Origin of the sequence: Kribbella orskensis, assembly GCF_004342085.1 — a bacterium.
GTDB lineage: Bacteria > Actinomycetota > Actinomycetes > Propionibacteriales > Kribbellaceae > Kribbella > Kribbella orskensis.
The window spans coordinates 40,652-63,778 of the sequence record NZ_SLWM01000030.1; the positions used below are offsets into that span (position 1 = coordinate 40,652).

The following is a 23,127-nucleotide window of genomic DNA, read 5'->3' on the forward strand; positions in this document are numbered from 1 at the left end:
CTTGCCTGCGCCGTGCTGCCCAGGGCTGCGGCGCAGGGGATTTGGAGGACGTGCTGGGTGAGGGAGAACCGCCACCCAGCACGTCCGAAGGGTCGCGGCCGCCCGGACCGCGACGCCACCGCGCTTACTTCAGGCCGAAGGCCCTGGTGATCTGCTGGTTGATGGTGGAGCCTGCGCCGTCTTCTGCCTGGGTCCGCAGGGTGACGAAGGAGGCCGAGCGGGGTGCGTCAAGCTGGGTGGTCCAGCCGTTCGACGTGTGCTTCACGGAAGCCCGGCGCCAGGTCTTGCCGTCGTCGTACGAGATGTCGACCGATGGCTGGCGAAGGCCCGTCGTCGACGAGTCGACCGACCACTTCGGGGAGATGGTCAGGTCGTCGCGGCGACCGGCTCGGCCCGCTGCGTCGGTGTCGACCGAGTAGTCGAGCTGGATCAGCGACACCGGAGCCGCCTCGGCGAGAGCACCGGAGTTGAAGCCCCACTCGGTCCGGGTCGCGGTCGAGTACGGGTTCGGGAAGGTGCCGCGGGTGTTGTCCACCACCAGCCGATAAGGCAGGCGCTCGGGCTTGAGGCCGGTCACGCTCAGCTGGTCGCGGTCGGCCTCGGACACCAGCGTCGAGCCCTGGAAGAGGCTCACCTTCTGGGTGAGGTCGAAGTTGCCGAACGCGGTGCCGTAGTGGTCACCGCCGGAGCCCCAGCCAGGCGCAACGATGGCGAGACCATCCTCGAGCCGCCTCGGCGACAGGTCCTTGCTCAGCCGCGGGCGCTGGATCGGCCCGAACCACTGAACGGCCGTACGACTACCGGCCCGATAAGCGATCCAGCCCGCGTCGGCCTGCTGGAGCTCCCGCACGATCTCCGCGTGCCCCTGATACGGCACGCCCGCGGTGACCCATTCGGTCCGCTCCCCCTGGGCGGCCGTCCCCCAGGTGTTCATCGCGGACTCCCAGTCGACGTTCCACACGTCGTACCGGTTCTCTGTCACCTGGCCCTGGCGGAAGTTCCGGTACGAGAGGTCGAGCCGGGCCAGGTCGCCCGAACCCGGCCGGTATGACGGGTCGGCCGGCACCTGGTCCGAGAAGTGCGACACGTCGTACTGGTACGCCATCGCCGGGTTCGAATCGACGGTCAGCGTGCGCTTGCCGTGTTCCAGCTGGGAGATCAGCTGCTCGCCCTCGTCGTGCGTCACGGTCGCGACCGTGATCGGCGGCGGGTTGGGCGCCCAGATCGAGTCGCCCCACGGCGACAGTTTGCCGATGCCGTCGTTCACCACCACCAGCAGCTTGGCGCCGGCGGTCGCAGCAGCAGTTGCCTGGTCCTGCAGCGAGACGCTGTCATTGCGCCGTACTACGACCGCCTTGCCCCGCTCGCCGACCGTCTTGCTCGCGGCCGGGCCGCCGTCGCCGGCGAACACAGCGTCGAGCTGCTGCTTTCCCTTGGGCAGCGGAGTCGCCGCCTGACGGACCCTCAGGTCAGGGAACGACAGGGACGAAGCGGCCAGCGTCAGAGCGGGCTGCTCCATCCGCCAGCGAGCGCCGGCGGTGAAGGTGCCGTCGGTGACCTTTGCCGTGGGCAACACCCAAGCGCTGTCGTAGCTGGGATCCGGCCAGCGGGACGATCCGACCGAGAAGTCCCGGCCGAAGTCGCGATAGGTGTTCACCCGCACCTCACCCAGGCTGGTCGCTTGCGGAGTCACCACCTTCAGCTGCTGGGCCTTGCGCGCGTCGTACGTGACAGTCCGGTCCTTGTCGAGGTGGATGTCGAGCAGCGTCAGTACTGCGAGACCTCGCGACGACGGTCCGTTCGCACCTTGCACATCCGCGGTCAGCCAGGTCGTGTAGTCGCCAGGCGGAAGGCGAAGCTCGGTGCCGCTCTCCTCGACGGTGAACTGGCCGTACGAGCCCCGGCCGATCAGGATCGCGTCACCGGCCAGCGGGCGGCCGCTACGGTCCTTGGCGTTCAGGGTGAGTTGGTAGCGCTCGCCTTCCCGGCCGATACCGATCATCGTGCTCAACTGCAGGCCGTTCGCGCCGGTAGCGATCAGGCGGCCGGACAGCTGCTTGTCCACCGGTGCGACATCCACCTTGGCGGTCAGAGTGACGTCCGCCGTCCCGTGGGCAGGCACGGTGACCTTCGGCGTCGACAGCGTGAACAGGCCCGCCGGGGCGTCGTTCACCTGGGTAGACAGGTCCAGCACGACCGGCGCATCACCGGTGTTCGTATAGGTGACCATGCGGTCGACGGACTTGCCGGCCGCGACGGGCCAGCCGTAGAAGCCGGAGTACGCGCTCGACGTGGCGAACACGGACGCCTTGCTGGTCGCGGCGATGTCCAGCCGCCCGTTGCCGCCCTGATACGGGATGTACTGCGGCGTCGGCTTCGCAGTACTCACGATCGCGTTCTTGAGCTGCTGCCCGGTCCAGTCCGGGTGCTGCGCGGCCAGCAGGGCCACGGCTCCGGCGACGTGCGGCGTCGCCATCGAAGTACCGCTCATCAGCTGGTAGGAACCGGTGCCTTCGGCCGCGTACTGCGAGCGCGCGGCGAGGATGTCGACGCCAGGGGCGGTGATGTCCGGCTTCAACCCGCCGTCACCCACGCGCGGGCCCCAGCTGGAGAAGTCGGCGAGCTTGTCGGCGCCGTCCACGGCACCCACCGTCAACGCCGCGTCGGCGACACCGGGCGCGGTCGCGGTGTAGTACCCGGGTCCGTAGTTGCCGGCGGCAACCGTGAAGAGAGCTCCGGTCTCGGCGGACAGCTCGTTCAGCGACTGGCTGATCGGGTCCGTGCCGTCGGTCGGTCCACCGCCGAGGCTCATGCTGACGACCTTGGCGTGCTGGTCGCGGGCGGCCCACTCCATCCCGGCGATGATCCAGGACTCCTGGCCGCTGCCCTCGTTGTCGAGCACCTTGCCGATGTGCAGCCGGGCACCGGGCGCGACACCGCGCTCGACTCCGCCCGACGCGTCGCCCGTGCCGGCGATGGTGGACGCGACGTGGGTGCCGTGCCCGTGCCGGTCGGTGACGTCCAGGTCCGGGACGAAGCTCGTCGACGCGGTCACCCGGTCGTCGAGGTCCGGGTGCTCGAGGTCGACGCCGGTGTCCAGTACTGCGACGTCGACGCCCTGGCCGATGTTGCCGCCCCGCCAGACCTCCGGCGCGCCGATCTGCGCCGTACTGTCGGCGAGGTCGGCCTTGAACTTGCCGTCCAGCCAGACCTTGGCGACACCACCGGTGAAGGTGGCCGCGCCGGTCGAGCGGGCGGTGCTCCCGGCAGTCAGTGAACGCCAGAAGTCAGCGGTGTCGCTGGTGCTGAGGGCGGCGCCCTGGATGCTGCTCAGGGTGCGCTGCTTGCGGGCGCCGTCCGGCACGGGCTGCTGGCGCGAGCGGGTGGCGGCGTCCGTGTACGTGACGATCAACGGGAGGTCGCCGCGGTAGCCGTCGGCGAGCAACCGGGTCACGTTGAAGAGATCCTCGTCCAGCAACTTCGCGGCGAGGTACCGGCTCGCGGACCGCGGGTAGACATAGGTGTCGTCTCCCTTGACCCGCAGATCGTGATCGGCCAGGCGGCCGTCCGGACCGGTCACTGTGTAGTTCTTCTTGCCGTCGGCGCCGACGGTGACCTTCACCTGGTCGCCGGTGATCAGGGTGATGGTCTGCGGCGCGACCTGCCCAGCCAGGACGTCGTACGAGCCGGGCGGAGCGGATGGGGGCGACGCAGCGGCGGAACCGCCGGTCACGGACGCGGCGACGGCAAGAACAGCCGCCGAGAAGGCAGTCAGCCTCCGACCGCGGCCAGAGCGTGGTGTCACGGATGCCTCACAGGGTGTCGACGAAGGGTCGCGAAATCGTAGGCTTCCTTCACACCCGCAACTAACACTTTCCCCTGACCACTTTGGCCACGTCACTGTTGCGACACCGGTGGTACACCCCAGGCCGCCGCGAGGTAGTCAGCCCGTCGGCTCGCTTGGGAGGTGGTCAGGCGGCCCGGCTGGCCTCACCAGAAGTCCACTCCGCGCCGCCACACCAGCTCCGTGTACTGAGCGACAGGAGGACGTCGCCCGCGACGAGAACCTCCGCACCTACCCAGGCGGTTGAGCCGCACAGACAACGCAGTACTTACCTGTCACTCCGTACGCCGCTCGCGTGGGAGGTACTACTTCTTGTTGCCTCGGAGGAGGTGGGTTACGTGGTCTCGGGCTTCGTCCCATTTGTCAGGCGGGAGGGAGCCTCGGAGGACTGCGTAGGCGAGCCAGAGGGCCAGGGCGTAGAGGGGGAGGCCCATGCCTACCTTTGCGATGCCCAGGGCGTTGAGGCTGCCGGCGAGGTAGAGCGGGACCTGGACGACCAGGCGGATGGCGAAGAGGCCGACGAAGACCAGGGTGGCTCGGCTGAAGCCTTTGAGCATGGCTGGGTCTTTGCGCCAGGCCGTGCCGGTCTGGGTGATGACTCCGTAGAGCACGCCGAACAGCGGCCAGCGGAAGAGGACCGTCAGCAGATAGAGGAGGCCGTAGCCGAGGTTGATCAGGAGGCCTGGGAGGTAGACGTCTTCGGCCCGGCCGCTGCGGTTCGCCACCCAGGCGGAGATGAGGACGCCGACGAAGCCGCCGGCCACGTTGCGGAGGGGCTGCTTGCGGACCAGCCGGAGCAGGGCGACCGCGGCGCCGGAGACGACGGCGACGAGCAGGGCCAGCCTCAGGTTGTGGTCACTGGCGCCGTAGACGATCAGGAACGCGATCCACGGCAGGCCGATGTCGAGCAGCGCGCCCCAGCCACCGAGCGCCTGGAAGAAGTCCTTGTCGGTGGTCGCCGGCTTCTCGTCGGTCTTGGACTCGGCCTCGTCAGCACCAGCCGGCGCGTCCTCCGACGCAGCAGTACCCGCGGTACCCGCAGCGTAAGGCGAACCGTCGCCGGCGGATGAAGAGACGTCGGCATCCGGGCCCATCGCCTCGGCGGCTTCGAACTCGGGCTTCAGGATCTCGACGAGCTTCTCGTTCAGGTCCTCGTCGAGCTGGTCGCGGCGGCTGTCCTGGTTCTGGTCAGCCATGCGCGGCCGTCGGACGGAGCTCGTACTTCGGGTTGAACATCACCCGGTCCCCGTCCACGACACCGATCCGCCCGGACGCGATCAGCTCCGATCCGGGGTGGATGCCGGCGATCTTGCGCCGGCCGAGCCAGATCAGCTTGACCGTGCCGGTGCCGTCGTACAGCTCGCCTTCCAGCGCCGGTACGCCGCCCCGCGGGCTGAAGGTGATCGTGCGCAGCGTGCCGTACAGCGTCACCATCTCGCGGTCGTGACAACCGGTGATGGACCGCGCGCCACAGTCGTGCGCGTAGTCCTGGAGCACCTCGGCGTCCTGCTGGTCGCGGTCACCCGCCAGCCCCTTGAACGCACGCTTCCACAACCCCGCGGGTTTCTCGCTACCCATGAGCACAGTCTAATCCGCTCGCGAACGTGCACGGCCGGTATCCGGACATGTCCCTCAGGCCTCTTCCTCGGCGGCCGGCTGGGCGCCCGGGGGGAGCCGCAGGGCCAGCGACTCGCGCGGCGCCATCGGCTCGCTGCCACGGACCACGATGACGTTGCGCAGCGACTGCTCCATCGGCGGCGCGGCCTCGGGCTCGACCGCGGCGCGGCCCAGCACGGTGGCGCGCAGCAGCCAGCGCGGCCCGTCGATGCCGATCACCCGGGAGGTCTGGCTGAAGATCTGGCCGTCCGGGTCCTCGACCGGGACCACCAGCACGAGCTCGGTACCGAACGGGCCGTCGGTCTCCGACGCGGTGCCGCCCATCCGGGTCGCCTCGGCAGCGATCTCGCGGCGTACCTCGGTCCAGATGCCGGAGGTCTTCGGTGCGGCGAAGGCGCGCAGCTCGAGCGCGGAGTCCTCCAGCACCAGCAGGATCGCCTGTACGTCACCGCTCTGCTCGTCGACCTGCAGCCGCAGCTCCATGCCCGGCATGCCGGTGATCACCAGCGCACCCAGGTCGATCCGGTCCTCGGCCTCCAGCTCCGAGGCGTCCACCTCGCTGGAGTCGTACGGACCCGCGCTGCGGCCCTCCGGCGTACCGGCTTCCTCGGCGCCCTCATCTTCGACAGGGGCCTCGACCACGTCGTCGCTGCCGGCCGGGCCGGTCGCTTCGGCGTCGTCGTTCTTGGCCTTGCGGCGGAAGATCACTGCTCTTGCCTACTTCCTCGTTCGTGAGTCATGGCTACCGGGCCGGCAGATTTTCAGCCGCCGCAGTCTCGCGTATTCCGCAGGTCAACGGAGTGCACCTGATCAGCGTGTCACACCACCGAAACCGCCCGTCGAGCCGTATCCACCCTCGCCGCGGGCCGAGCCGGGCAGCCTTTCCACCTCGACGAACCGGGCTTTCTCGACCCGCTGGATCACCAGTTGCGCGATCCGGTCGCCGCGGCGCAGCGTGACCTCGGCGGAGGTGTCCAGGTTGATCAGGCAAACCCTGATCTCGCCACGGTATCCCGCGTCCACCGTGCCCGGCGCGTTGACGAGCGTGACGCCGTGTTTCGCGGCCAGACCCGAGCGTGGGTGGACGAAAGCGGCGTACCCGTCCTGCAGCGCGATGGCGATCCCGGTGCCGACCACGGCCCGCTCCCCCGGCTTCAGCGTGACGTCGCTGGTCGCGAGCAGGTCGGCGCCGGCGTCGCCGGGATGTGCGTACGCCGGGACGGGCAGGTCCGGGTCGAGTCGCTGGATCAGTACCTCGGTCATGGGTTCACCTCGTAGTCGTGGACCTTCTCGGCGGTCATGTCGGTGCCGTGCTCGATGAAATGCTCCGGCGGCACTACAACGAACACAGCTGTCGCCCGTAACGCCACACTTCCCTCGGGACCGCCCAGCCGCCCGATGGCCTTCGCGTACATCCGCCGTCCCTCGAAGCCGAGGCACTCCGCCCGCAGCGACAGCGTGGCTCCCACCGGCACCGGCCGGATGTAGTCGGTCTCGAGCCGCCCGGTGACCATCGGCCGGCGCAGCAACCAGGACAGACCACCTAGAGCCTCGTCGAGCGCCATCGCCAGTACGCCGCCATGCGCCAGGCCGGGGGCTCCCTGATGCTCCGCGGTCACGGTGAACTCACCAGTGATGGTCACGCCGGGCCCGGCTGTCGACACCAGCCGCAGCCCGGTCGGGTGGGAAGGCCCGCAGGCCACACAGTTCTCGTAGTGCGACGGCAGCACCGTGCCCGGCCCGGGAGCGTCGGGGTGCCGCTCGGGCGATTCCAGGTCGCGCTTCGGCGTCGCCGTACGCGTCGGTGGCTCGATCACGAGAGGCGACCCTACCGACGGACTCCGACAGGCCGCGTGCCAGGCTGGTCCTGTGGGTGACGCGAGGGCTGACGCAGGAGCCGGCTACCGGGAGCGGCTGAGCGTGCCGGTTCGCTGGTGGATCATCGCGGCCGTCGCCGTCCTGACGCTGTGGGTCATCACCGCGGTACCGGCCGGCAACATCGCCGGCTTCGCGGTCGCCGGAGTCGCCGCGGTCCTCCTATTAGTCCTTTTCATCCGGTACGGCGGTGCCGTGGTCGAGGTGGACGCCCAGCAGTTCCGGGCCGGCCGGGCCTCCATCGAGCGGACCTACCTAGGTCAGGCGGAGCCCCTGACCGGCGAGGACGCCCGGAACGCCTTCGGCCGCGACTGTGACCCCGCGGCATACCTGGTACTGCGGAGCTACCTGCCCGGGGCGGTCCGGGTGAAGCTCACCGACCCGCGGGACCCAGCGCCGTACTGGTTGATCGCCACGAGGAACCCGGAGCGGCTGGCAGCAGCTCTGACGACCGACAGCGTGGCAAGATCCTGAATGTCGGGGATCAGTAGCTAGGAGGCTGTTGTGGTGGGAGCCAAGATCGGCTGGAAGCTCGTACTGATGGCATTCACAACCGTGGTGTCGCTGGTTGCCCACAGGGCGGTCACCGAGGCCTGGAAGCTGGGCTCCGGCGGCGAGCCGCCGAAGGGCAACAAGGCCGGCTACGTCGAAGTGGTCACCTGGGCTGTGGCCAGCGGAGCCGCCGCGGCCGTCGCCAAGCGGTTCGCCGAGGACAGGGCAGCGCAGTACTGGCTGAAGTCCACCGGCACCCTCCCGCCCGGCTACGAGAAGGAGGACTCGCTCACGAAGGCCCTGGACACGCCCTAGACGAGGCCGAACTCCTGCTGGAGTGCCTGCGCGACCGGTCCACTCGGTCGGCCGCGGAGTTCGCCGTCGACGTACACGTCCACGAGGTCGTCGTAGACGGCCACCAACCCAGCTAGATCCCGGGCGTCCGACAACGGGTCCGGGTAGCTCCACATGAGGTTCTTGCGTCCCCCGGCCGAGAAGTAGATCGCCCGGCCCTTGTAGGCGCAAGTGGTCCGTAGTTCGCTCGGCTCCAGCTCCGCGACGATGTCCTCGCGCGGCAGGTAGAAGCGCGTCGGCAGGCTGGTCTCGAACACGAAGGTCGGCCGCGAGCTCTCCGCCAGCACCACCCCGTCCAGCTCGATCCGGACCGTCCGGGAGCTCCGCCGGACATCCACCCGGTGATACGGCTCCCGTGGGTGCGAGAGGACAGGCTGATCCTCTTCCAGCCACTCGTCGAAGGCGTTGAAGTCCAGTACGACGTACTCCGCCAGCTCCGGGTCGTCCGGCCGGAACCCGGCGCCGGCCAACCGGTCCTCCCCCACCTGCAGGTCCACGCTCTGGCCGTCGCTGGAGTGCGCGGTGAACGGGATGCCGGGGTGCAGGATGCCGTCCGGCGCCGGCACGGCCTCACCCGAGGACCGGGTCAGGTCGACGCTCAGGTCAGCCACCGGTACGGCGTACGAGGGAACCACGCGCCGCGGCTCCCAGACCAGCGCGGCCCGGGTGGTGTCGGCGATCACCCGCCCGCCGTGCCGGACCCGGATCCGCATCTCGGTCGGCTCGTAGCGCAACAAGGACAATCCTTCGGACCAGAGGTCCCGCATCTTCGTACTCATACTGCGAGATTAGGAGCTGACCGGCCTCGTGGACATCGGTAGAACCCGCTCCCGATTGCCTGTCTTTCGGCCCGGAGTCTCCCGGAGCCGGACAAACGTGGGCAGACATGACAAACGTGGGCGGACATGACGACGGGACCGGCCCCGTGAAGGGGACGGTCCCGTGCAACCGGTACGGACTCAGCCGAGCAGGGCGAGAGTGCTGTCGTTCTCAGGCAGCGCAGTCGCGGCAGATCAGCTGACCGTTCTTGGTGTTCGCGAGCTGGCTACGGTGGTGAACCAGGAAGCAGCTCGAACAGGTGAACTCGTCGGCCTGGCGCGGGAGCACCCGCACCGCCAGCTCTTCGTGGCTCAGGTCGGCACCGGGCAGCTCGAAGCTCTCGGCGGCCTCGGCCTCGTCCTCGTCGACCTTGCCGGAGTTCTTGTCGTGACGGCGAGTCTTCAGTTCTTCGATCGACTCCTCGCTGGAGTCCTCGTCCGTCTTGCGCGGGGCGTCGTAATCAGTCGCCATGGTGTTTCCCTGCCCTCTTCGTACCCGTGGTGTTGCCTGCTGAGCCCTTGAACGGGTAAAGCGGCCGAGAAATTCCGTGCCGGAACTCCTGGTCCCCCGAAACCCTTGACAGACAGGCTGGCAGCGGCATCGACACCGCCCCCGAGGCAGGGATTGTGCCTTATGAAGGGCCCTTCGCGCGCGTCGGGGTCCACCTTCTGGCCCGCGTGTCGCAGATTGAGACAGCACCGAACAGTCGAATGCTCGTTACTGCGTACTACGCGCACTAACGAGCAGTTTCAGGATCTGAGCGGATTCGCCGCCGCGAGGGCATCGTGCAGCGGGCCGAACACCGCGGGGGTCGCGGCGATCGACATCTCGGGCGAAACCGGCGCTCCGTGCAGTCCGCCGATGGTCGCACCCGCCTCGGAGGCGATCAGCGCGCCGGCTCCGTAGTCCCACGGGTTGAGGCCGCGCTCGTACACCGCGTCCAGCCGGCCGCAGGCGACGTAGCAGAGGTCGATCGCGCCGACCCCGATCCGCCGGATGTCGCGGACCTTGGTGATCAGGTGCTGCACAACTTCGGCCTGGACCTCGCGCCGGGCCGCGTCGTACCCGAAGCCGGTGCCGACCAGGGCCTTGCTCAGGTCCGGGCAGTCCGAGACCCGGATCGGCCTGCCGTCCACGAACGCCCCGCCACCCAGCGTCGCGGTGAACACCTCGCCCTTCGGGGCGTCGACGACGACCCCGGCCACGGTCCGGCCGTCGCACTCGACCGCGATCGAGACGGCGTACGTCGGGAGGTCGTACAGGTAGTTGACGGTGCCGTCGATCGGGTCGACCACCCAGCGCACGCCGCTCGAGCCGTTGACGTCGTCGCCCTCCTCGCCGAGGAACGAGTCGTCCGGCCGTGCCTCCAGCACCCGGGCCCGGATCAGCTCCTCCGACTCCCGGTCCACCGCGGTGACGATGTCGGTCGCGGTGCTCTTCGTGTCGGCCACCGTGATCGTGCCGCGGCGGCGCTCGACGATCAGGTGGGCCGCCTCGGTGGCCACCTCGACGGCCAGCTTCAGCAGGTCCTGGGGGTTCTCGGAGCTCATGCAGTTTCCTTAGGTGCCGATGCGGCGGTAGAGGCCTGGACGGCGTCGGGGGTGGTCGAGCCCGGGGCGGCGGGCCGGCGAAGGGCTGGGCAGCAGTCGGGCCGGCAGTCGTCCCAGCCCGGACCGAGCTTGCCGACGCAGGGGCGCTCCGGCTGCTCGCCACGCTCCGCGGCGGCCCGCTCCAGTACCAGGTCCCGCAGCATCGTCACGAACCGCGGGTCGGTGCCAGGAGTAGCCGCGCGAGCCATCGGGAGGTGCAGCTTCTCCGCGCTGGCGGCTGCTTCGGTGTCGAGGTCGTAGATGACCTCCATGTGGTCGCTGACGAACCCGATCGGCACAACCGCAACACCGGGAACACCGTCGGCCTCGAGATCCTCGAGGTGGTCGTTGATGTCCGGCTCGAGCCACGGCAGGTGCGGCGGCCCCGAGCGGGAGCAGTAGACGAGGTCCGTCCGGCGCTCGACCCCTGTTCGCCGCTGCAGTTCGGCGGTGATCTCCGCCGCCACGTCCTCGTGCCAGCTGGTGTAGGCGTTGCCGTCCGGACCACTGGTGGCGTTCATGGTGGTCGGGATGGAGTGCGTGACGTAGGCGATCGCGGCTCCCTCCGGCAGCCGGCTCAGCGCCTCGGCCGTGGACTCCACGAACGACCCGACAAAACCGGGGTGGTTCGCGTAGTGGCGCAGCTTGTCGATCACCGGAGCGCCCTCGACCTGCGCGGCGGCGTCGGCCAGGTTCTCCCGGTACTGCCGACAGCCCGAGTACGACGGGTAGGCGGACGTGACGATCACCACGGCCCGCCGTACTCCGTCCGCGGTCATCTCGCGCAGGGTGTCGGTGAGGTACGGCGCCCAGTTGCGGTTGCCCCAGTAGAGCGGCAGGTCGATGCCGAGCTCGTCGAAGGAGGTCCGCAGCGCGGCCAGCAGTTCGCGGTTCTGGTCGTTGATCGGGCTCTTGCCGCCGAACGAGTAGTAGTGCTCGCCCACTTCCTTGAGCCGGTCGTCCGGGATGCCCCGGCCCCGGGTCACGTTCTGCAGGAAGGGCAGCACGTCCTCGGGCTTCTCCGGACCGCCGAAGGAGAGCAGCAGGACGGCGTCGTAAGGGGTTGGATCTGGCGACACGTCGACGGGCATACAACGATGTTCTCAGGCCGGGCAGATACGGTGTGCACGGTCCCCCATGCTGAAGCCCTACGTACACCTGATGCGCCGTCCCGGTGCCGGCGCCTTCTTCACCGCCGGGATCGTCGGCCGTATGCCGATCTCGATGATCGGTCTGGGCATCGTCATCCTGATCGCCCGCGAGAAGGGCTCGTACGGCCTGGCCGGGGCGGTCTCGGGCGTCGCTGTCGTCGCCGGAGCGCTCACGGGACCGATCCAGGGGCGGCTCGTCGACCGGTTCGGCCAGCGGCGGCTCCTGCTCGTCGGGACGGTGCTCTGCACGATCGGGCTGGCCGGCCTGCTGTTCGCCGTCAACGCGGGCGCGCCGGCCTGGGTGCTCTACCTGATCTCGTTCGTTGCCGGCGGCACCCGCCCGCAGATCGGCTCGTTCGTCCGGGCCCGCTGGACCCATCTGCTCGGCCGGGGCCGCGCGCTGCAGACCGCCTTCGCGCTCGAGGCGGTCGGCGACGAGGTCGTCTTCATCCTCGGCCCGGTCCTGGTCGCCGTCCTCGCCAACCAGGTCAGCCCGTACGCCGCGCTGGGCGCCGCCGGGGCTCTCGGCCTCACCGGCGGGATCTGGCTGGCCCTGCTCAAGGCGTCCGACCCACCTGGGCGCGGGAGGTCCGAGGGTGCCGAGAAGGCGCCGCTCCCGTGGCTCTCGCTGCTGCTGCTGAGCCTCATCGGCCTGGGCCTCGGGGCCACGCTGGGCAGCGCCGAGGTGGTCACGATCGCCTTCACGGAGGAGGTCGGGCAGCCGGACATGTCGGGCGTAGTACTGGCTGTCTGGGCGTTCGGGAGTCTGCTCGCGGGGCTCTGGTACGGGTCGGTGCACTGGCGCGCGCCGGTCGAACGCCGGCTGCTGATCGGCACGATCGCGCTGGCCGTCATGCTGTCGCCACTCCCCTGGGTCGGCAGCATCCTCGCGCTCGGCGCGGTGCTCTTCGGGGCAGGGCTGACGATCGCGCCGACGATGGTCGCGGTGACGGCGTGCGTGGAGGAATGGGTCCCGCCGCAGCGGCTGACCGAGGCGATCACCTGGACCGTCACCGGCATACTCCTCGGTGTTGCCCCCGGCAACGCGGCGGCCGGTCATGCGGTCGACCTCTGGGGCGCCTCGACGGCGTACTGGGTCCCGGTCACCATCGGCATCGCCTGCGCCCTGGTCGCCAGCGTGTCCGTCACCTTCGCCCGCCCCCGCACCCGCTTCGCCCACAACTGACCCCAGGCCGGAACGCTGGCGCTTGCTTCAACTGAGTCCGGTCCAGGGCGAGACTTGAGTCTCCAGTGAGGGGAGACGGGAGGGTGTGGTCGTGAACGACGACGAGCTGTACTCGATCGGGGAACTGGCGCGGCGGACCGGGGTCTCGGTCAAGACGATCCGGTTCTACTCCGACCGCGGGCTCGTGCCGCCGACCGACCGCAGCCCCGCCGGCTACCGCCGCTACGACCTCGCTGCCGTCGCCCGTCTCGACCTGATCCGCACCCTGCGCGAACTGGGACTCGACCTGACCACGGTCCGCCGGGTCCTGGATCACGAGATCGCGCTCTCCGACGTCGCCGCGGCACACGCCGAGGCGCTCACGGTGCAGATCCGGACGTTGCGGTTGCGCCGGGCGATCCTCACCGCGGTGTCCGAGCGGGGCTCCACTCCGGAGGAGCTGAACCTGATGCACCGATTGGCCCGACTGTCCGAAGCCGAACGCGACCGGTTGATCGGGGACTTCCTCGACACCGTCTTCGGCGACGACCCCGAGTTCGCCGCGATCCGGCGCACGCTGACCGCCGAGCTCCCCGACCACCCCACGACCGTGCAGCTCAAGGCCTGGGTGGAACTGGCCGAACTCTCCCAGGACCTCGGCTTCCGTTCCGCAGTACGGCAGATGGCTGAGGACTACCAGGCGGGTCGTGGGCCGAGGCGCGTGCCGCTGCGGCCGGGCCTGGTCGCCAGGATTCGCGAACAGGTTGGCCCCGCGGTGCGGGCCGGGATCGACCCGCGCTCCCCCGAGGCCGACGCCGTACTGCGGAGCCTGACGGCGGACTACGCGGCTGCGGTCGGCGCGGCTGATGACGACCACCTCCGAGCCCGTCTCGCGGAACTCCTGCAGACCGCGAACGACCCCCGCTGGGCGCAGTACCTGACCCTGCTGGCGACCATCAACGGCTGGGCCGCTCCGGAGCCACTCGCGCCGATCTATGACTGGACGATCGAGGCGTTACGGCGTGCGGGGTAGCGGGGCGTTCCAGCCGCGGCGGATCGCGAGCAGCCGGATGACGAAGCAGACAGCGGCTGCGGCGATCGCGATCCAGGGAGCCGTGTAGCCGGCGGCATGCGCGGCGACCACGATGGTCGCGCCCAGGAAGGCGGGGGTCGCGTAGATCTCGCTCCGCAGTACGACCGGAACGCGGCCGGACAGGAGGTCGCGGATCACCCCGCCACCGATGCCGGCGATCGTCCCGACCAGAGCGGCCGACAGCGGCGGCAGCCCGTAGTCGAGGGCAATGCGCGCACCGGTCACACAGAAGAGCGCGAGCCCGGCCGCGTCGAAGATGTTCACCAGCCGCTCGACCCGCCCGATCCCGGGATGCAGGAAGAAGGTGAGCAGCCCGGCCGCCACCGGTACGACGAGATACCGCCAGTCGACCAACGCGGCCGGCGGGGTCGCCCCGATCAGCACGTCCCGGATGAACCCGCCACCGAGCCCGGTCACCATCGCCAGCACCAGGATGCCGAACACGTCCAGCTTCTTCCGTACGCCGACCAGCGCGCCGGTGATCCCGAAGACGAAGATGCCGACCAGATCGAGCACACGCAGCGCCACGTCTCCACTCACCCTGGCACCGTAACCGGGCGACCCGCCGCGCCCGGGCAGCACCGCCGAAACCAGGGGGCAGCAGTGGAGTACCGGGCACTAGGGCTCGCGGCATGACCGGTGCTCGACCGGATCGACGACCGCCGCCCGGCTGCACCCCCCGAGCTCCGGCGCAACTGGAGCTGAGGAACTAACTTGGAGGTATGAGCAAAGGGCCCACCACCAGGTTCAAGGTCGAGGTGCAGGACGGCGCACGGACGTCGCGGCGCGAGGACGTCGTGGTGACCGAGGAGCCGCTCGAGCTGCGGTTGGAGTGGCCCGGGCGGCCGCCGGAGCCGCTCGTGGTGACGATGCGGACCCCCGGCTCCGACTTCGAGCTGGCCGCCGGGTTCTGCCTCGGCGAGGGCTTCGCCGTAAGGGCCGGCGCGATCTCGACGGTCGCCTACTGCACGGACGTGAAGCTCACCCGCGATCAGCAGTTCAACACGGTCACCGTCAGCTTCGACGGGCCGCCCGACCGCGAACCACCCCAGCGGTACGGCGTCACCTCCGCGGCCTGCGGGGTGTGCGGCCAGCAGAGCCTCGACGAGCTCGCCGAGCGGAACTACGACCCGGTGGATCCGGTGGAGGTCCCGCTCGACGTCGTACTGCGGTTGCCCGATCTGCTGCGGGAGGCCCAGCCGACGTTCGGGCGGACCGGTGGGCTGCACGCGGCCGGGCTGTTCACCGCTGCCGGGGACAAGATCGTGGTGCGGGAGGACGTCGGCCGGCACAACGCGGTCGACAAGGTGGTCGGCTGGACCGTGCTGAACCAGCGCAGCCGGAAGGGCCTCGTCCTGGTCGTGAGCGGCCGGATGGGCTACGAGATCATCCAGAAAGCGGTTGCTGCGGGTCTCGGCATGATCGTCGCCGTCGGTGCGCCGTCCAGCCTCGCCGTCGACCTGGCCCGCAAGTTCGACGTCACCCTGGCCGGCTTCACCCGCGGCGAACGCTGCGTGATCTACAGCGCACCGGAACGCGTCCTGCGCTGACCCATCCGGCCAGGCCTCGGCTCCGAACTTCCTCCGACCAGTTTCGCCTAACGGGAGGATCCGGCCTTGTGAGCGAGGAGTCGACGGCCCTACCGTGGCCCGTCATGGTCGACCCGGAGGCCGGTACGCCGGCTGATCTGATGGCGCGCGTCGCCCGCGGTGACTCGACCGCGTTCGCGCAGCTCTACGACCTGATGGCGCCCCGCGTCTACGGCCTGATCCGGCGGGTGCTGCGCAACCCGGCCCAGTCGGAGGAAGTGACCCAGGAAGTGATGGTCGAGGTCTGGCGCACCGCGACCCGGTACGACGCCGACCGTGGCTCGCTCACCTCGTGGATCCTCACCATGGCGCACCGCCGGGCGGTCGACCGGGTCCGCTCCGAACAGTCCTCCACCGACCGCGAGCAGGCGGTCGCGGCGGCCAGCTCGACCACGGAGTACGACGAGGTCGCCGAGACGGTGACCACGAATCTCGAGGTCGAACAGGTCCGGGACTGTCTGTCCTCGCTGACCGAGCTGCAGCGGGAGTCGGTGACGCTTGCCTACTACGGCGGATACTCGTACCGGGAAGTGGCGGAGTTGCTCGACGCCAAGCTCGCGACGATCAAAGCGCGGATGCGCGACGGCCTGATCCGGCTGCGCGACTGCCTGGGAGTGACGGGGAGGTGAGGGCCATGACGACACCGGAAGTGCACGCGCTCACCGGACCCTACGTACTGAATGCACTGCCCGAGGACGAGCGGGTCGGTTTCGAGGCACACCTCGCCGACTGCCGGTCCTGCAGCGCGGAGGTGGCAGAGCTCCGCGAGGCCGCCAACAAACTCGGTACGGCGGTCGCTACCGAGCCGCCGCCCGCGCTGAAGGCGCGAGTCCTCGCCGAGATCGCCACCACCCGGCAACTCCACCCGCTCGTCAAACCGGACGGACCAGCTACCCAGCAGCCGACGCCCGTCAAGAAGGGCTTCAACCGCCGCTCGTTCTTCGGCCTGGCCGCGGCCGGTCTCGCCGTCGCCGGTGCGGGTGGAATCGCCATCGACCAGTACCGTGACAACTCGCGGACCAAGCTGCAGAACGAGGAGCTCGCGGCGCTGCTGGCCGAGTCGGACGCGCAGACCGTCCGCGGCGACGTCAAGGGCGGCGGTAGCGCGACCGTGGTCATGTCCCCGAGCAAGGACCGCGCCATCGTCTTGCTGCAAGGCCTCCAGAAACTGCCCGACGGCAAGCTCTACCAACTCTGGCTGATGGACAAGTCCCGCACCTTGCACTCGGCCGGCCTCGCCAGCGGCAAGGCATCAGACCAGTCCAAACTCATCCAGGGCGGCGTAGCCGACAAGATCGCCTTCGGCCTCACCGTCGAGAACTCCCCCGGCGCCACCACCCCCACACTCCCCCCAGCCGCCCTCATCGCGATGGCCTGACCTCGGCCATAAGGCGGGTCCCCCGGAAGATAAGGGGGTAAGCCTGATGTGAGTTCCTCACGGCCGCCAGATCGTGGAAGCAGACGGCGACCCTCGCCGTGAGGAGGAACCATGAAACACAGCTACGCCATCGTCGCCGTACCGGTGCTGGTCTGCGGCGCGGTCCTGGCCGGTACAACCCAGGCATCGGCTCGGGAGATCGACCCCGAGTCCGACTACCGCGGGTCCATCGTGGTCGTCGAGCAGCCGGGACCGACCAGACTGGTCCCGGTGGACGACACCGTCGCCGAGGCTCTGCAGACGGGCGCCGGAGCCGTTGGTGGCGCCGGACTGGTCATCGCGGGCCTCTGGCTGTACCGGCGACGTCATCCGGTGCTGGCTCACTGAAAGACGGCAGGACGGCCTTGGTCGAACTCAGCCACCAAGTCCGTCCGTGCCGTCCAGGCCGTCCAGGCCACCCGGGCCGCTCAGGCGTTCGGCCAGGGCGGCGACCTCCAGGCGGCTCGTAGTACCGGTCTTCTGCAGGATGTGGGAGACGTGCACACTCACCGTCTTGCCGCTGATGACGAGTTCCTTCGCAATCTCGCTGTTGGACCGCCCGGCCACCAGGAACGCGAGGATCTCCCGCTCCCGCGCGGTCAAGGCCGACAGCGGAGTGGCCGGTTTCACCAGTACGGCGACCGGCGCGCGAAGGCTGACCCGGCAACGCCGCGCGAGTGACTCGACGTTGTCCTGCAGGGGCATCGCACCGAGCTCGACCGCACAACGGTGCGCGTCCCGCAGGAGGTCCCCGACACCGGCTCCCGGCAGACCGGCTGCCACCATCGCTTCGGCACAACGCCACCTTGAGACAGCCTGATGCCAAGGTGCACCCGCTGTGCCACAGGCCTCGACTGCTCTGCGCCAGCGGTCGGGTTGATCCGGGTCGTCCCGGCAGCGGGCGAGTTCGGCGAGGAAAAGTGCCTGATGCATCGACTGGAAGTCCGAGTCCGGCCGACCCGTCGTGAAGGGCTCCCATGGCCAACCAGCGATCATCTCCTCGACCGCTGAAACGACCTCGGCGACGGCCACCAGGTCACCGACATCCCGGGCCATCCGCGCGGCCTCGGCGGCTGCGTGGGCGTAATGCGCCAGCAGGTAGTCATCCGCATCGGTGGGTGGTGCTCCGGGGATGGTGGTGACGCGGGTGCGCAACCAGTCGAGTGCCTCTCGCGGCTTCCCCTCGGCTACGAGTACCTCGCCGCCGCCGATGGCGATGATCTGGCGGATCCCCGGGAAGGTGTCTGAGATCAGCTCCCGGGCGCGGTCGAAGTGCTGCCGGGCTTCCGGCAGCCGGCCGCGGCGGACGGCCGACGACGCGGCGACGAGTCTGATCGCACCGCCGGCGATGGCTCGGCATCGAGCGGCCAGTGCCGACCGCAGGAGATCCTGGCACTCCTGCCATCGGCCGGCTTCCAGCAGGCCATCAGCCGCCAGAAGGGCCAGGAAGTAGCCGAACAGATCTCGACCGGGCGCCAGCATCTCGGCATGCCCTCGCAGCGCCACTTCCGTGGCCTCCGCCCGCCGGCCGAGACTCCGCATGGCAAACACCTGCCAGACGAATGCGTTCAGCAGATCGAACATCGCCCCGCAGGAGCGCGCCAACCGCTCGGCCTCCTGGGCATCGGCAATCGCGAGCAGTGGCGACCCGATCGTGAGCACCTTCGCCCGTTCGGCCAGAGCCGCTGCCAGTACTCGTTCGGAGCCGGCTCCACGAGCGATCCGTACAGCCTCCTGAGCATGAGCCACTGCCTCGGGCCGACCACTCCAACTCTCGGCCGAGCAGAGCACGGACAGAACTCGGGCACGTTCGGCGCTGTTCGGGAAGGGAACCGTCAACTCGAGCGCTTGGTAGATATCGCTGAAGACAGCCTCGATCGGTTCTGTCCGGTGCCAGCGCAAGATGCTCCGGTCGACGAGCAGGTTCGCGGCCGGAAGAGGTTCGCGATCGCGGTTCATCAGGTTCAGCACCCTGGTGAGAAGATCGATGGCAGCGTCCTCCCGCCCGACCCGTATGCAGACGGCACCTGCCTGGAGTACGAGTTCGATGCGATCGGCGGCCGTTCCCCGGACAGCCGCTGAGACCTGCTCCCAGATCTCGCAAGCGCGCTCCAACTGGATGGCCTGTTCGGCCGGGGCTCGCACATTTGCCGCATGCTCGGCGGCGATGATGGACCAGCGGTACGTATCGTCGATCCGCCCAGCTTGCTGGCTGTGGACCGCGAAGTCGGCCGCGTCGGCTTCCACCGCTACCGAGATGGCCTCCAGCACTCGGAGATAGGTGGCATGGATGCGGGCGGCCTCGCCCGGCGGCAGACCGTCGTACAAGACGTCGGCGAGGAGAGGGTGGCGGAACCAGGGCGGGTCGGCCGGGTTTGCTCGCAAGACACCGCGCTGCTGAGCTTCTGCGAGGCAGTCCGCCATCAGGCCGACGTCGAACCCGTGCTCCGAGGCGACTGCTGCCAGGGTGGACAGAGGCGTCGGGCGACCGCCGACGGCCAGTACCCGGACGAGCTGACGCGCAGGCCTCGACAAGCTGTGCCACGCGGCCAGCAGCGCGTCGCGGAGGCGGGCGGGCACCGTCGCTGGGAGGGCGGACTGCCCGCCGGACAGATCTTCGACGAGCAACTCGGTGAGATACGGGTTGCCGTCCGATCTTGCCTGAACCTGGGTCACGAGGTCGATGTCCGGGGCCTGCCCCAGCAGGTGCTCCAACTGGATCGCGGTCGCGGCCGGCTCCAGCCGCTCGAGATGGATCTCCTCGAAGGACGGCATCCGTCGCATGTCCGCGAGCCAGCTGTGCAGCGGGTGCCCGTCGCCGCGTTCCTCGTCGCGACAGGTCCCGAGCACGGTCAGCCGCTGGCCGCGGAAGCCGGTGATCAGGTAGGCAAGCACGTCCAGTGACGCCACGTCCGCCCAGTGCAGGTCGTCGACGACCAGGACCGTTCGATGACGCTCCGCGATCCGGTTGAGCACCAGGTCGATCAACGGGATCAGCCGGTCGGTCGCCGCGATCGGCGCCGTTCCCAGCATCGGCAGCAAGGTACTCAGTTCGTCGACGCCGGCCAGCACCTCCGTGCGTTCGGCCGGGGTGGCCTGGGCGAGCCAGTTCTGCAGGACACCGATAATCGGCGCGTACGGGACCGAGGCGCCGCCGAAGTGGACGCAGGAGCCCCAGAGGACCAGGAGGTCGGAACCATCCGAGGCCTCGCCGACCAGGCGGGTCTTGCCGACGCCGGCCTCGCCGTGGACGACCAGGGCGCACGGCTGTCCGTCTGCCGCGCGCTGGACCACACGGGCGAGCAGATCCAGCTCGGCACCCCGCCCGGCAAGCCGATGATCAGGCCGCACCCCCACAGGCCTCACCGTTGCAGTCTCCACCCGCTCCTGGGCATCCGCCAGCAGGTTTCGCGCCTAGAGTCCGTCCATGGATTACGAACTCCGAGCTGAGCTGATGCGGCGGGCGGAGGCTGATGGTGCGGCCGTGAAAGCGTTTCTTGCGGCTGCGGAGAGTTATCGGGATCTGCCGATCCTGAGGTCTGGAGCTCGGCCGGTCAGTCCTTGGCCGTACACGTTGCTCGAGTGGTCGCCGGTGGAAACAGCGCCGGGGCCGGTACGGCGTGTGGTTGAGGTTGTGCGGGGGAACGTGGCGTGGTTGCGGGAGGTTGTGGAGGGGCGTGGGTGGCCGGGGCGGTCGGTGGTTGGGGTTGAGGGAGTGGATGCTGCGTGGCTGATCCTGCAGCACGCAGGGTCCGGGGTGCCGACGTTGGGGACGGCGGAGAACCTGGCGTTTCAGGCCGCGGTGGTGCCGTTGTTGAGGGAAGCCGTCGGGTTTGGTGAGGCTCATCCCCGGCATCTGGCTCACGTGGTGGACTCGCTGTGCGAGCGGCGGGACGAGAGGCCGCAGTACGCCGTGCTGATGTCCGCCTATTCCGTCCGGGATGGTCGAGCGGTGTTTCCGGCCGGATTCGATCACGTGGGGATCGAGCGGCGGCGGGCGGGGGTAGGGCTGATCTCGCTGGCAGAGGAAGCTCGGCGGCGAGCGGAGGGCGAAAGGTTTCTCCCGGCCGCGGGACACGCGCCGGAGCCCTGGCCGGAGACCTAGGGGCCGCCACCAGGGATGCTGGTGGCGGTCCGTGCGGTCAGAGCCTTTCGGGCGAGCCGGCCAGCAGAGTGTCGATCTCGGTCCTGGTCGAGTCGGACAAGGGGCCGATGGCGATCGCGGCCGCGTGCTCGGCCACCTGCTCCGGAGTACGGGCTCCGGGCAACGGGATGATCACCGGGTCCAGCGCCCAGAGGTAGGCGAGTGCACCCTGGACGAGCGTCCTGCCGTCGGTGGTCAGGAGCTCCCGAACCGCCTCCAGACGACGGAGCCAGTCAGCCATGGGGTCGTCGTCGAAGTACGTCCACCACGGCGTGTCCCGCCGTACGTCGTCCGCGGCCGGGCGGTTCGACAGGTCGTACTTGCCGGTCAGCAGGCCCATCGCGAGCGGCGTCCGGGCGAGCACCGCGAAGTCCTGCTCGTGAGCGGCGGTGAGGACCTCGGCGCGGTGACCGAAGACGTTGATCTGCGTCTGCACGCTGACGGCGTCCGCCGACTTGCCGAAGGTCGCGATCATCGCCGGGTCGTCGACACTGGTGCCGAAGTTCTTGACCTTGCCCTCGGCAACGAGCTGCTCCAGCGTCGCGACCACGTCGTCAGCCGCGGCCGGCGTGTCCACGCCGCCGTGCAACTGGTGCAGATCGATCGCCTCGACGCCGAGCCGGCGCAGACTCCCCTCGCACGCGTCCCGGATGACGGCCGGCGTCACCTGCTGCGAGCTGGCCTTGCGGGTCGTCTCGTCGAACCGATTGCCGAACTTCGTCGCCACCACGATCTCTGCCCGCACGCTCTCGGGTAGCTGAGCCAGGGCCTTGCCGACCACCCGCTCGCTGTGGCCGGCGCCGTACACGTCGGCCGTGTCCAGCAGCCGGATCCCGGCGTCGACCGCGGTGTGGATCATCCGGATGCTGACCTCGTCGTCAACCTCGCCCCAGCCGGCGGGCCGCCCGCTGAACTCGAACGGTCCCCCGATCGCCCAGCATCCGACTCCCAGTGCGCTGGTACTCCGTCCGGTCCGTCCGAGCCGCCGTCCTGTCGTTGCTGCCATCATCTACTCCTCCATCCGCGGGCATGCGAAACCACGGCAGCACGCATGCCCGTGTGCCTGATCGTCGGTTGTCATTCGGTCAGTCGCGAGGCGGCGGTTGGTGCCCTCCTCCGCGACTCTCACTACCCCCACCCTGCTACCTGGAGTGGACTCCAGGTCAACCCCAATTCCCCTACCCTCGTCAGATGCGGCTCACCAGCAGAACCTGGGGCTCCGGCCCTCGCCTGGCCGTTCTGCTCCACGGGATGATGGGCTCAGCAGACCAGTTCCATCGCGTGGGTCCAGCCCTCGCCGACCGCGGCTACCGGGCAATCGCGCTCGACCTTCCGGGCCACGGCAATTCGCCGACGGCGCCTGACGCCGACCTCGCGTTGTTCGCCGCGTCGGTGGTGGAGTCGGTCGGGGCGCGACCCGAGCTGGCGATCGGACACTCGTTGGGAGCGGTGGTGCTGGCGGAGGCGTTGCCCGCTCTGCAGCCGTCGAGGGCCGTGTATGTGGACGTTCCGTTCGAAGGGCCGACGCCTGGTCAGACAGCGGACATGCTGTGGAGCAGGTTCAGCGAGGCGAAGGCGGGCAGGACGTTCGATTGGCTGCGGCAGAGTAAGCCGGGGTGGTCCGAGGAGGACTGCCGGGTTGAAGCCGAGGCTGCGCGGCAGTTCGATGTCGGTACGGCCGTTGCCCTGGAGGTTGCCTACAGCAATCAAGCCCGGTCTGCAGAAGTCACGACTACCGGGGTGCCGTCGCTGCTGATCCGAGCAGAGCCCAGCCACTATGTTTCCGCCGAAAGGGCGACCGAGCTGGAGGCCTGCGGCTTCACCGTGAGGTCGATCGAAGGAGCCGGACACAGCGTCTGGTACGGACACTTCGAGGAGTTCATGACCGCGCTCGATCCAACAGCTGACAGCAACGGTTAGGCTCCACCACTATGTCCGACCTGATTCCCCTCACCAAGGGTGCGCACGGCTTTGGTGG

Annotated in this window: 23 protein-coding genes; 10 read left to right on the forward strand and 13 right to left on the reverse strand. The window is 69.4% G+C overall.

The window, feature by feature from the left end; translation table 11 throughout:
• Window positions 1–124: 124 nt before the first annotated feature.
• The 6 genes from EV644_RS39670 to EV644_RS39695 all read right to left on the reverse strand — a co-directional run bounded on the left by EV644_RS39670 (window position 125) and on the right by EV644_RS39695 (window position 7,278).
• On the reverse strand, window positions 125–3,805 hold the full coding sequence (locus EV644_RS39670) for a S8 family peptidase (RefSeq protein WP_199240286.1): 3,681 nt from the start codon (window positions 3,803–3,805) through the stop codon (window positions 125–127).
• A 344-nt stretch (window positions 3,806–4,149) separates the two neighbouring features.
• On the reverse strand, window positions 4,150–5,040 hold the full coding sequence (locus tag EV644_RS39675; protein ID WP_132196117.1) for a DUF3159 domain-containing protein: 891 nt from the start codon (window positions 5,038–5,040) through the stop codon (window positions 4,150–4,152).
• Window positions 5,033–5,422, reverse strand: coding sequence for an OB-fold nucleic acid binding domain-containing protein (locus EV644_RS39680; RefSeq protein ID WP_132196119.1), 390 nt, complete (start codon window positions 5,420–5,422; stop codon window positions 5,033–5,035). Before EV644_RS39680 ends, EV644_RS39675 begins: the two co-directional genes overlap by 8 nt.
• A gap of 54 nt (window positions 5,423–5,476) precedes the next feature.
• Complete coding sequence (locus EV644_RS39685; RefSeq protein WP_132196121.1) at window positions 5,477–6,169, reverse strand: DUF3710 domain-containing protein; 693 nt, start codon at window positions 6,167–6,169, stop codon at window positions 5,477–5,479.
• Between the two features lie 102 nt (window positions 6,170–6,271).
• On the reverse strand, window positions 6,272–6,724 hold the full coding sequence (dut, locus tag EV644_RS39690) for a dUTP diphosphatase (RefSeq protein ID WP_132196123.1): 453 nt from the start codon (window positions 6,722–6,724) through the stop codon (window positions 6,272–6,274).
• Window positions 6,721–7,278, reverse strand: a complete 558-nt coding sequence (locus EV644_RS39695) for a PaaI family thioesterase (RefSeq protein WP_132196125.1) — start codon at window positions 7,276–7,278, stop codon at window positions 6,721–6,723. Before EV644_RS39695 ends, dut begins: the two co-directional genes overlap by 4 nt.
• Before the next feature lie 52 nt (window positions 7,279–7,330).
• On the opposite strand from EV644_RS39695, the gene EV644_RS39700 reads away from it, so the two are divergent.
• Both EV644_RS39700 and EV644_RS39705 read left to right on the forward strand, forming a co-directional pair.
• Window positions 7,331–7,810 carry a DUF3093 domain-containing protein gene (locus EV644_RS39700; RefSeq protein ID WP_132196127.1) on the forward strand — a complete coding sequence of 160 codons (480 nt, stop codon included), beginning with the start codon at window positions 7,331–7,333 and terminating at the stop codon, window positions 7,808–7,810.
• Between the two features lie 30 nt (window positions 7,811–7,840).
• Complete coding sequence (locus EV644_RS39705; RefSeq protein ID WP_132196129.1) at window positions 7,841–8,143, forward strand: DUF4235 domain-containing protein; 303 nt, start codon at window positions 7,841–7,843, stop codon at window positions 8,141–8,143.
• Here EV644_RS39705 and EV644_RS39710 read toward each other — a convergent pair.
• The 4 genes from EV644_RS39710 to EV644_RS39725 form a co-directional block, all read right to left on the reverse strand.
• Window positions 8,140–8,961, reverse strand: coding sequence for a DUF427 domain-containing protein (locus EV644_RS39710; protein ID WP_132196131.1), 822 nt, complete (start codon window positions 8,959–8,961; stop codon window positions 8,140–8,142). The genes EV644_RS39705 and EV644_RS39710 overlap by 4 nt on opposite strands.
• 211 nt (window positions 8,962–9,172) lie before the next feature.
• The gene (locus EV644_RS39715) at window positions 9,173–9,472 is read right to left on the reverse strand and encodes a DUF4193 domain-containing protein (protein ID WP_132196133.1); all 300 of its coding nucleotides are present in this window, start codon (window positions 9,470–9,472) and stop codon (window positions 9,173–9,175) included.
• 278 nt (window positions 9,473–9,750) lie between these two features.
• Window positions 9,751–10,551 (reverse strand): inositol monophosphatase family protein, encoded by an 801-nt coding sequence (locus EV644_RS39720; protein WP_132196135.1) that lies wholly within the window; start codon window positions 10,549–10,551, stop codon window positions 9,751–9,753.
• Complete coding sequence (locus EV644_RS39725) at window positions 10,548–11,681, reverse strand: ferrochelatase (RefSeq protein WP_132196137.1); 1,134 nt, start codon at window positions 11,679–11,681, stop codon at window positions 10,548–10,550. The genes EV644_RS39720 and EV644_RS39725 overlap by 4 nt, the downstream gene beginning before the upstream one ends.
• Before the next feature lie 46 nt (window positions 11,682–11,727).
• Between EV644_RS39725 and EV644_RS39730 the strand changes: the two genes are divergently transcribed.
• Both EV644_RS39730 and EV644_RS39735 read left to right on the forward strand, forming a co-directional pair.
• Window positions 11,728–12,927 (forward strand): MFS transporter, encoded by a 1,200-nt coding sequence (locus EV644_RS39730; RefSeq protein ID WP_132196139.1) that lies wholly within the window; start codon window positions 11,728–11,730, stop codon window positions 12,925–12,927.
• Window positions 12,928–13,018: 91 nt separating this feature from the next.
• Entirely contained in the window at window positions 13,019–13,939 is a 921-nt protein-coding gene (locus tag EV644_RS39735; protein ID WP_132196141.1) for a MerR family transcriptional regulator, read from the forward strand.
• Here EV644_RS39735 and EV644_RS39740 read toward each other — a convergent pair.
• On the reverse strand, window positions 13,922–14,539 hold the full coding sequence (locus tag EV644_RS39740; RefSeq protein ID WP_241999360.1) for a trimeric intracellular cation channel family protein: 618 nt from the start codon (window positions 14,537–14,539) through the stop codon (window positions 13,922–13,924). The two genes, EV644_RS39735 and EV644_RS39740, sit on opposite strands and share 18 nt — an antisense overlap.
• 182 nt (window positions 14,540–14,721) lie before the next feature.
• Between EV644_RS39740 and fdhD the strand changes: the two genes are divergently transcribed.
• The 4 genes from fdhD (at window position 14,722) to EV644_RS39760 (ending at window position 17,353) form a co-directional block, all read left to right on the forward strand.
• Window positions 14,722–15,549, forward strand: a complete 828-nt coding sequence (fdhD, locus tag EV644_RS39745) for a formate dehydrogenase accessory sulfurtransferase FdhD (RefSeq protein ID WP_132196143.1) — start codon at window positions 14,722–14,724, stop codon at window positions 15,547–15,549.
• 104 nt (window positions 15,550–15,653) lie between these two features.
• Complete coding sequence (locus tag EV644_RS39750; protein ID WP_132196145.1) at window positions 15,654–16,217, forward strand: sigma-70 family RNA polymerase sigma factor; 564 nt, start codon at window positions 15,654–15,656, stop codon at window positions 16,215–16,217.
• A gap of 5 nt (window positions 16,218–16,222) precedes the next feature.
• Window positions 16,223–16,966 (forward strand): anti-sigma factor, encoded by a 744-nt coding sequence (locus EV644_RS39755; protein ID WP_132196147.1) that lies wholly within the window; start codon window positions 16,223–16,225, stop codon window positions 16,964–16,966.
• A gap of 111 nt (window positions 16,967–17,077) precedes the next feature.
• The gene (locus EV644_RS39760; protein ID WP_132196149.1) at window positions 17,078–17,353 is read left to right on the forward strand and encodes a hypothetical protein; all 276 of its coding nucleotides are present in this window, start codon (window positions 17,078–17,080) and stop codon (window positions 17,351–17,353) included.
• 27 nt (window positions 17,354–17,380) lie between these two features.
• On the opposite strand, the gene EV644_RS39765 is transcribed toward EV644_RS39760, so the two are convergent.
• Window positions 17,381–20,371 carry a helix-turn-helix transcriptional regulator gene (locus EV644_RS39765; RefSeq protein WP_132196151.1) on the reverse strand — a complete coding sequence of 997 codons (2,991 nt, stop codon included), beginning with the start codon at window positions 20,369–20,371 and terminating at the stop codon, window positions 17,381–17,383.
• Between the two features lie 88 nt (window positions 20,372–20,459).
• On the opposite strand from EV644_RS39765, the gene EV644_RS48000 reads away from it, so the two are divergent.
• Window positions 20,460–21,110, forward strand: a complete 651-nt coding sequence (locus tag EV644_RS48000) for a DUF6624 domain-containing protein (RefSeq protein ID WP_369410614.1) — start codon at window positions 20,460–20,462, stop codon at window positions 21,108–21,110.
• A 37-nt stretch (window positions 21,111–21,147) separates the two neighbouring features.
• Here EV644_RS48000 and EV644_RS39775 read toward each other — a convergent pair whose 3' ends face one another.
• Window positions 21,148–22,158, reverse strand: a complete 1,011-nt coding sequence (locus EV644_RS39775) for an aldo/keto reductase (protein ID WP_199240287.1) — start codon at window positions 22,156–22,158, stop codon at window positions 21,148–21,150.
• 182 nt (window positions 22,159–22,340) lie between these two features.
• Here EV644_RS39775 and EV644_RS39780 point away from each other — a divergent pair, with 182 nt between their 5' ends.
• A complete protein-coding gene (locus tag EV644_RS39780) occupies window positions 22,341–23,069 on the forward strand; it encodes an alpha/beta fold hydrolase (RefSeq protein ID WP_132196155.1) in 729 nt (242 codons plus the stop codon).
• The last annotated feature ends 58 nt before the right edge of the window (window positions 23,070–23,127 follow it).

Bases quoted from the DNA above. Each gene is read 5' to 3' on its own strand.
- EV644_RS39675 (WP_132196117.1), bottom strand. From the start codon at position 5,040: ATGGCTGACCAGAACCAGGACAGCCGCCGCGACCAGCTCGACGAGGAC.
- EV644_RS39680 (WP_132196119.1), bottom strand. From the start codon at position 5,422: ATGGGTAGCGAGAAACCCGCGGGGTTGTGGAAGCGTGCGTTCAAGGGG.
- dut (WP_132196123.1), bottom strand. From the start codon at position 6,724: ATGACCGAGGTACTGATCCAGCGACTCGACCCGGACCTGCCCGTCCCG.
- EV644_RS39710 (WP_132196131.1), bottom strand. From the start codon at position 8,961: ATGAGTACGAAGATGCGGGACCTCTGGTCCGAAGGATTGTCCTTGTTG.
- EV644_RS39715 (WP_132196133.1), bottom strand. From the start codon at position 9,472: ATGGCGACTGATTACGACGCCCCGCGCAAGACGGACGAGGACTCCAGC.
- EV644_RS39720 (WP_132196135.1), bottom strand. From the start codon at position 10,551: ATGAGCTCCGAGAACCCCCAGGACCTGCTGAAGCTGGCCGTCGAGGTG.
- EV644_RS39725 (WP_132196137.1), bottom strand. From the start codon at position 11,681: ATGCCCGTCGACGTGTCGCCAGATCCAACCCCTTACGACGCCGTCCTG.
- EV644_RS39730 (WP_132196139.1), top strand. From the start codon at position 11,728: ATGCTGAAGCCCTACGTACACCTGATGCGCCGTCCCGGTGCCGGCGCC.
- fdhD (WP_132196143.1), top strand. From the start codon at position 14,722: ATGAGCAAAGGGCCCACCACCAGGTTCAAGGTCGAGGTGCAGGACGGC.
- EV644_RS39750 (WP_132196145.1), top strand. From the start codon at position 15,654: ATGGTCGACCCGGAGGCCGGTACGCCGGCTGATCTGATGGCGCGCGTC.
- EV644_RS39755 (WP_132196147.1), top strand. From the start codon at position 16,223: ATGACGACACCGGAAGTGCACGCGCTCACCGGACCCTACGTACTGAAT.
- EV644_RS39760 (WP_132196149.1), top strand. From the start codon at position 17,078: ATGAAACACAGCTACGCCATCGTCGCCGTACCGGTGCTGGTCTGCGGC.
- EV644_RS48000 (WP_369410614.1), top strand. From the start codon at position 20,460: ATGCGGCGGGCGGAGGCTGATGGTGCGGCCGTGAAAGCGTTTCTTGCG.
- EV644_RS39775 (WP_199240287.1), bottom strand. From the start codon at position 22,158: ATGATGGCAGCAACGACAGGACGGCGGCTCGGACGGACCGGACGGAGT.
- EV644_RS39780 (WP_132196155.1), top strand. From the start codon at position 22,341: ATGCGGCTCACCAGCAGAACCTGGGGCTCCGGCCCTCGCCTGGCCGTT.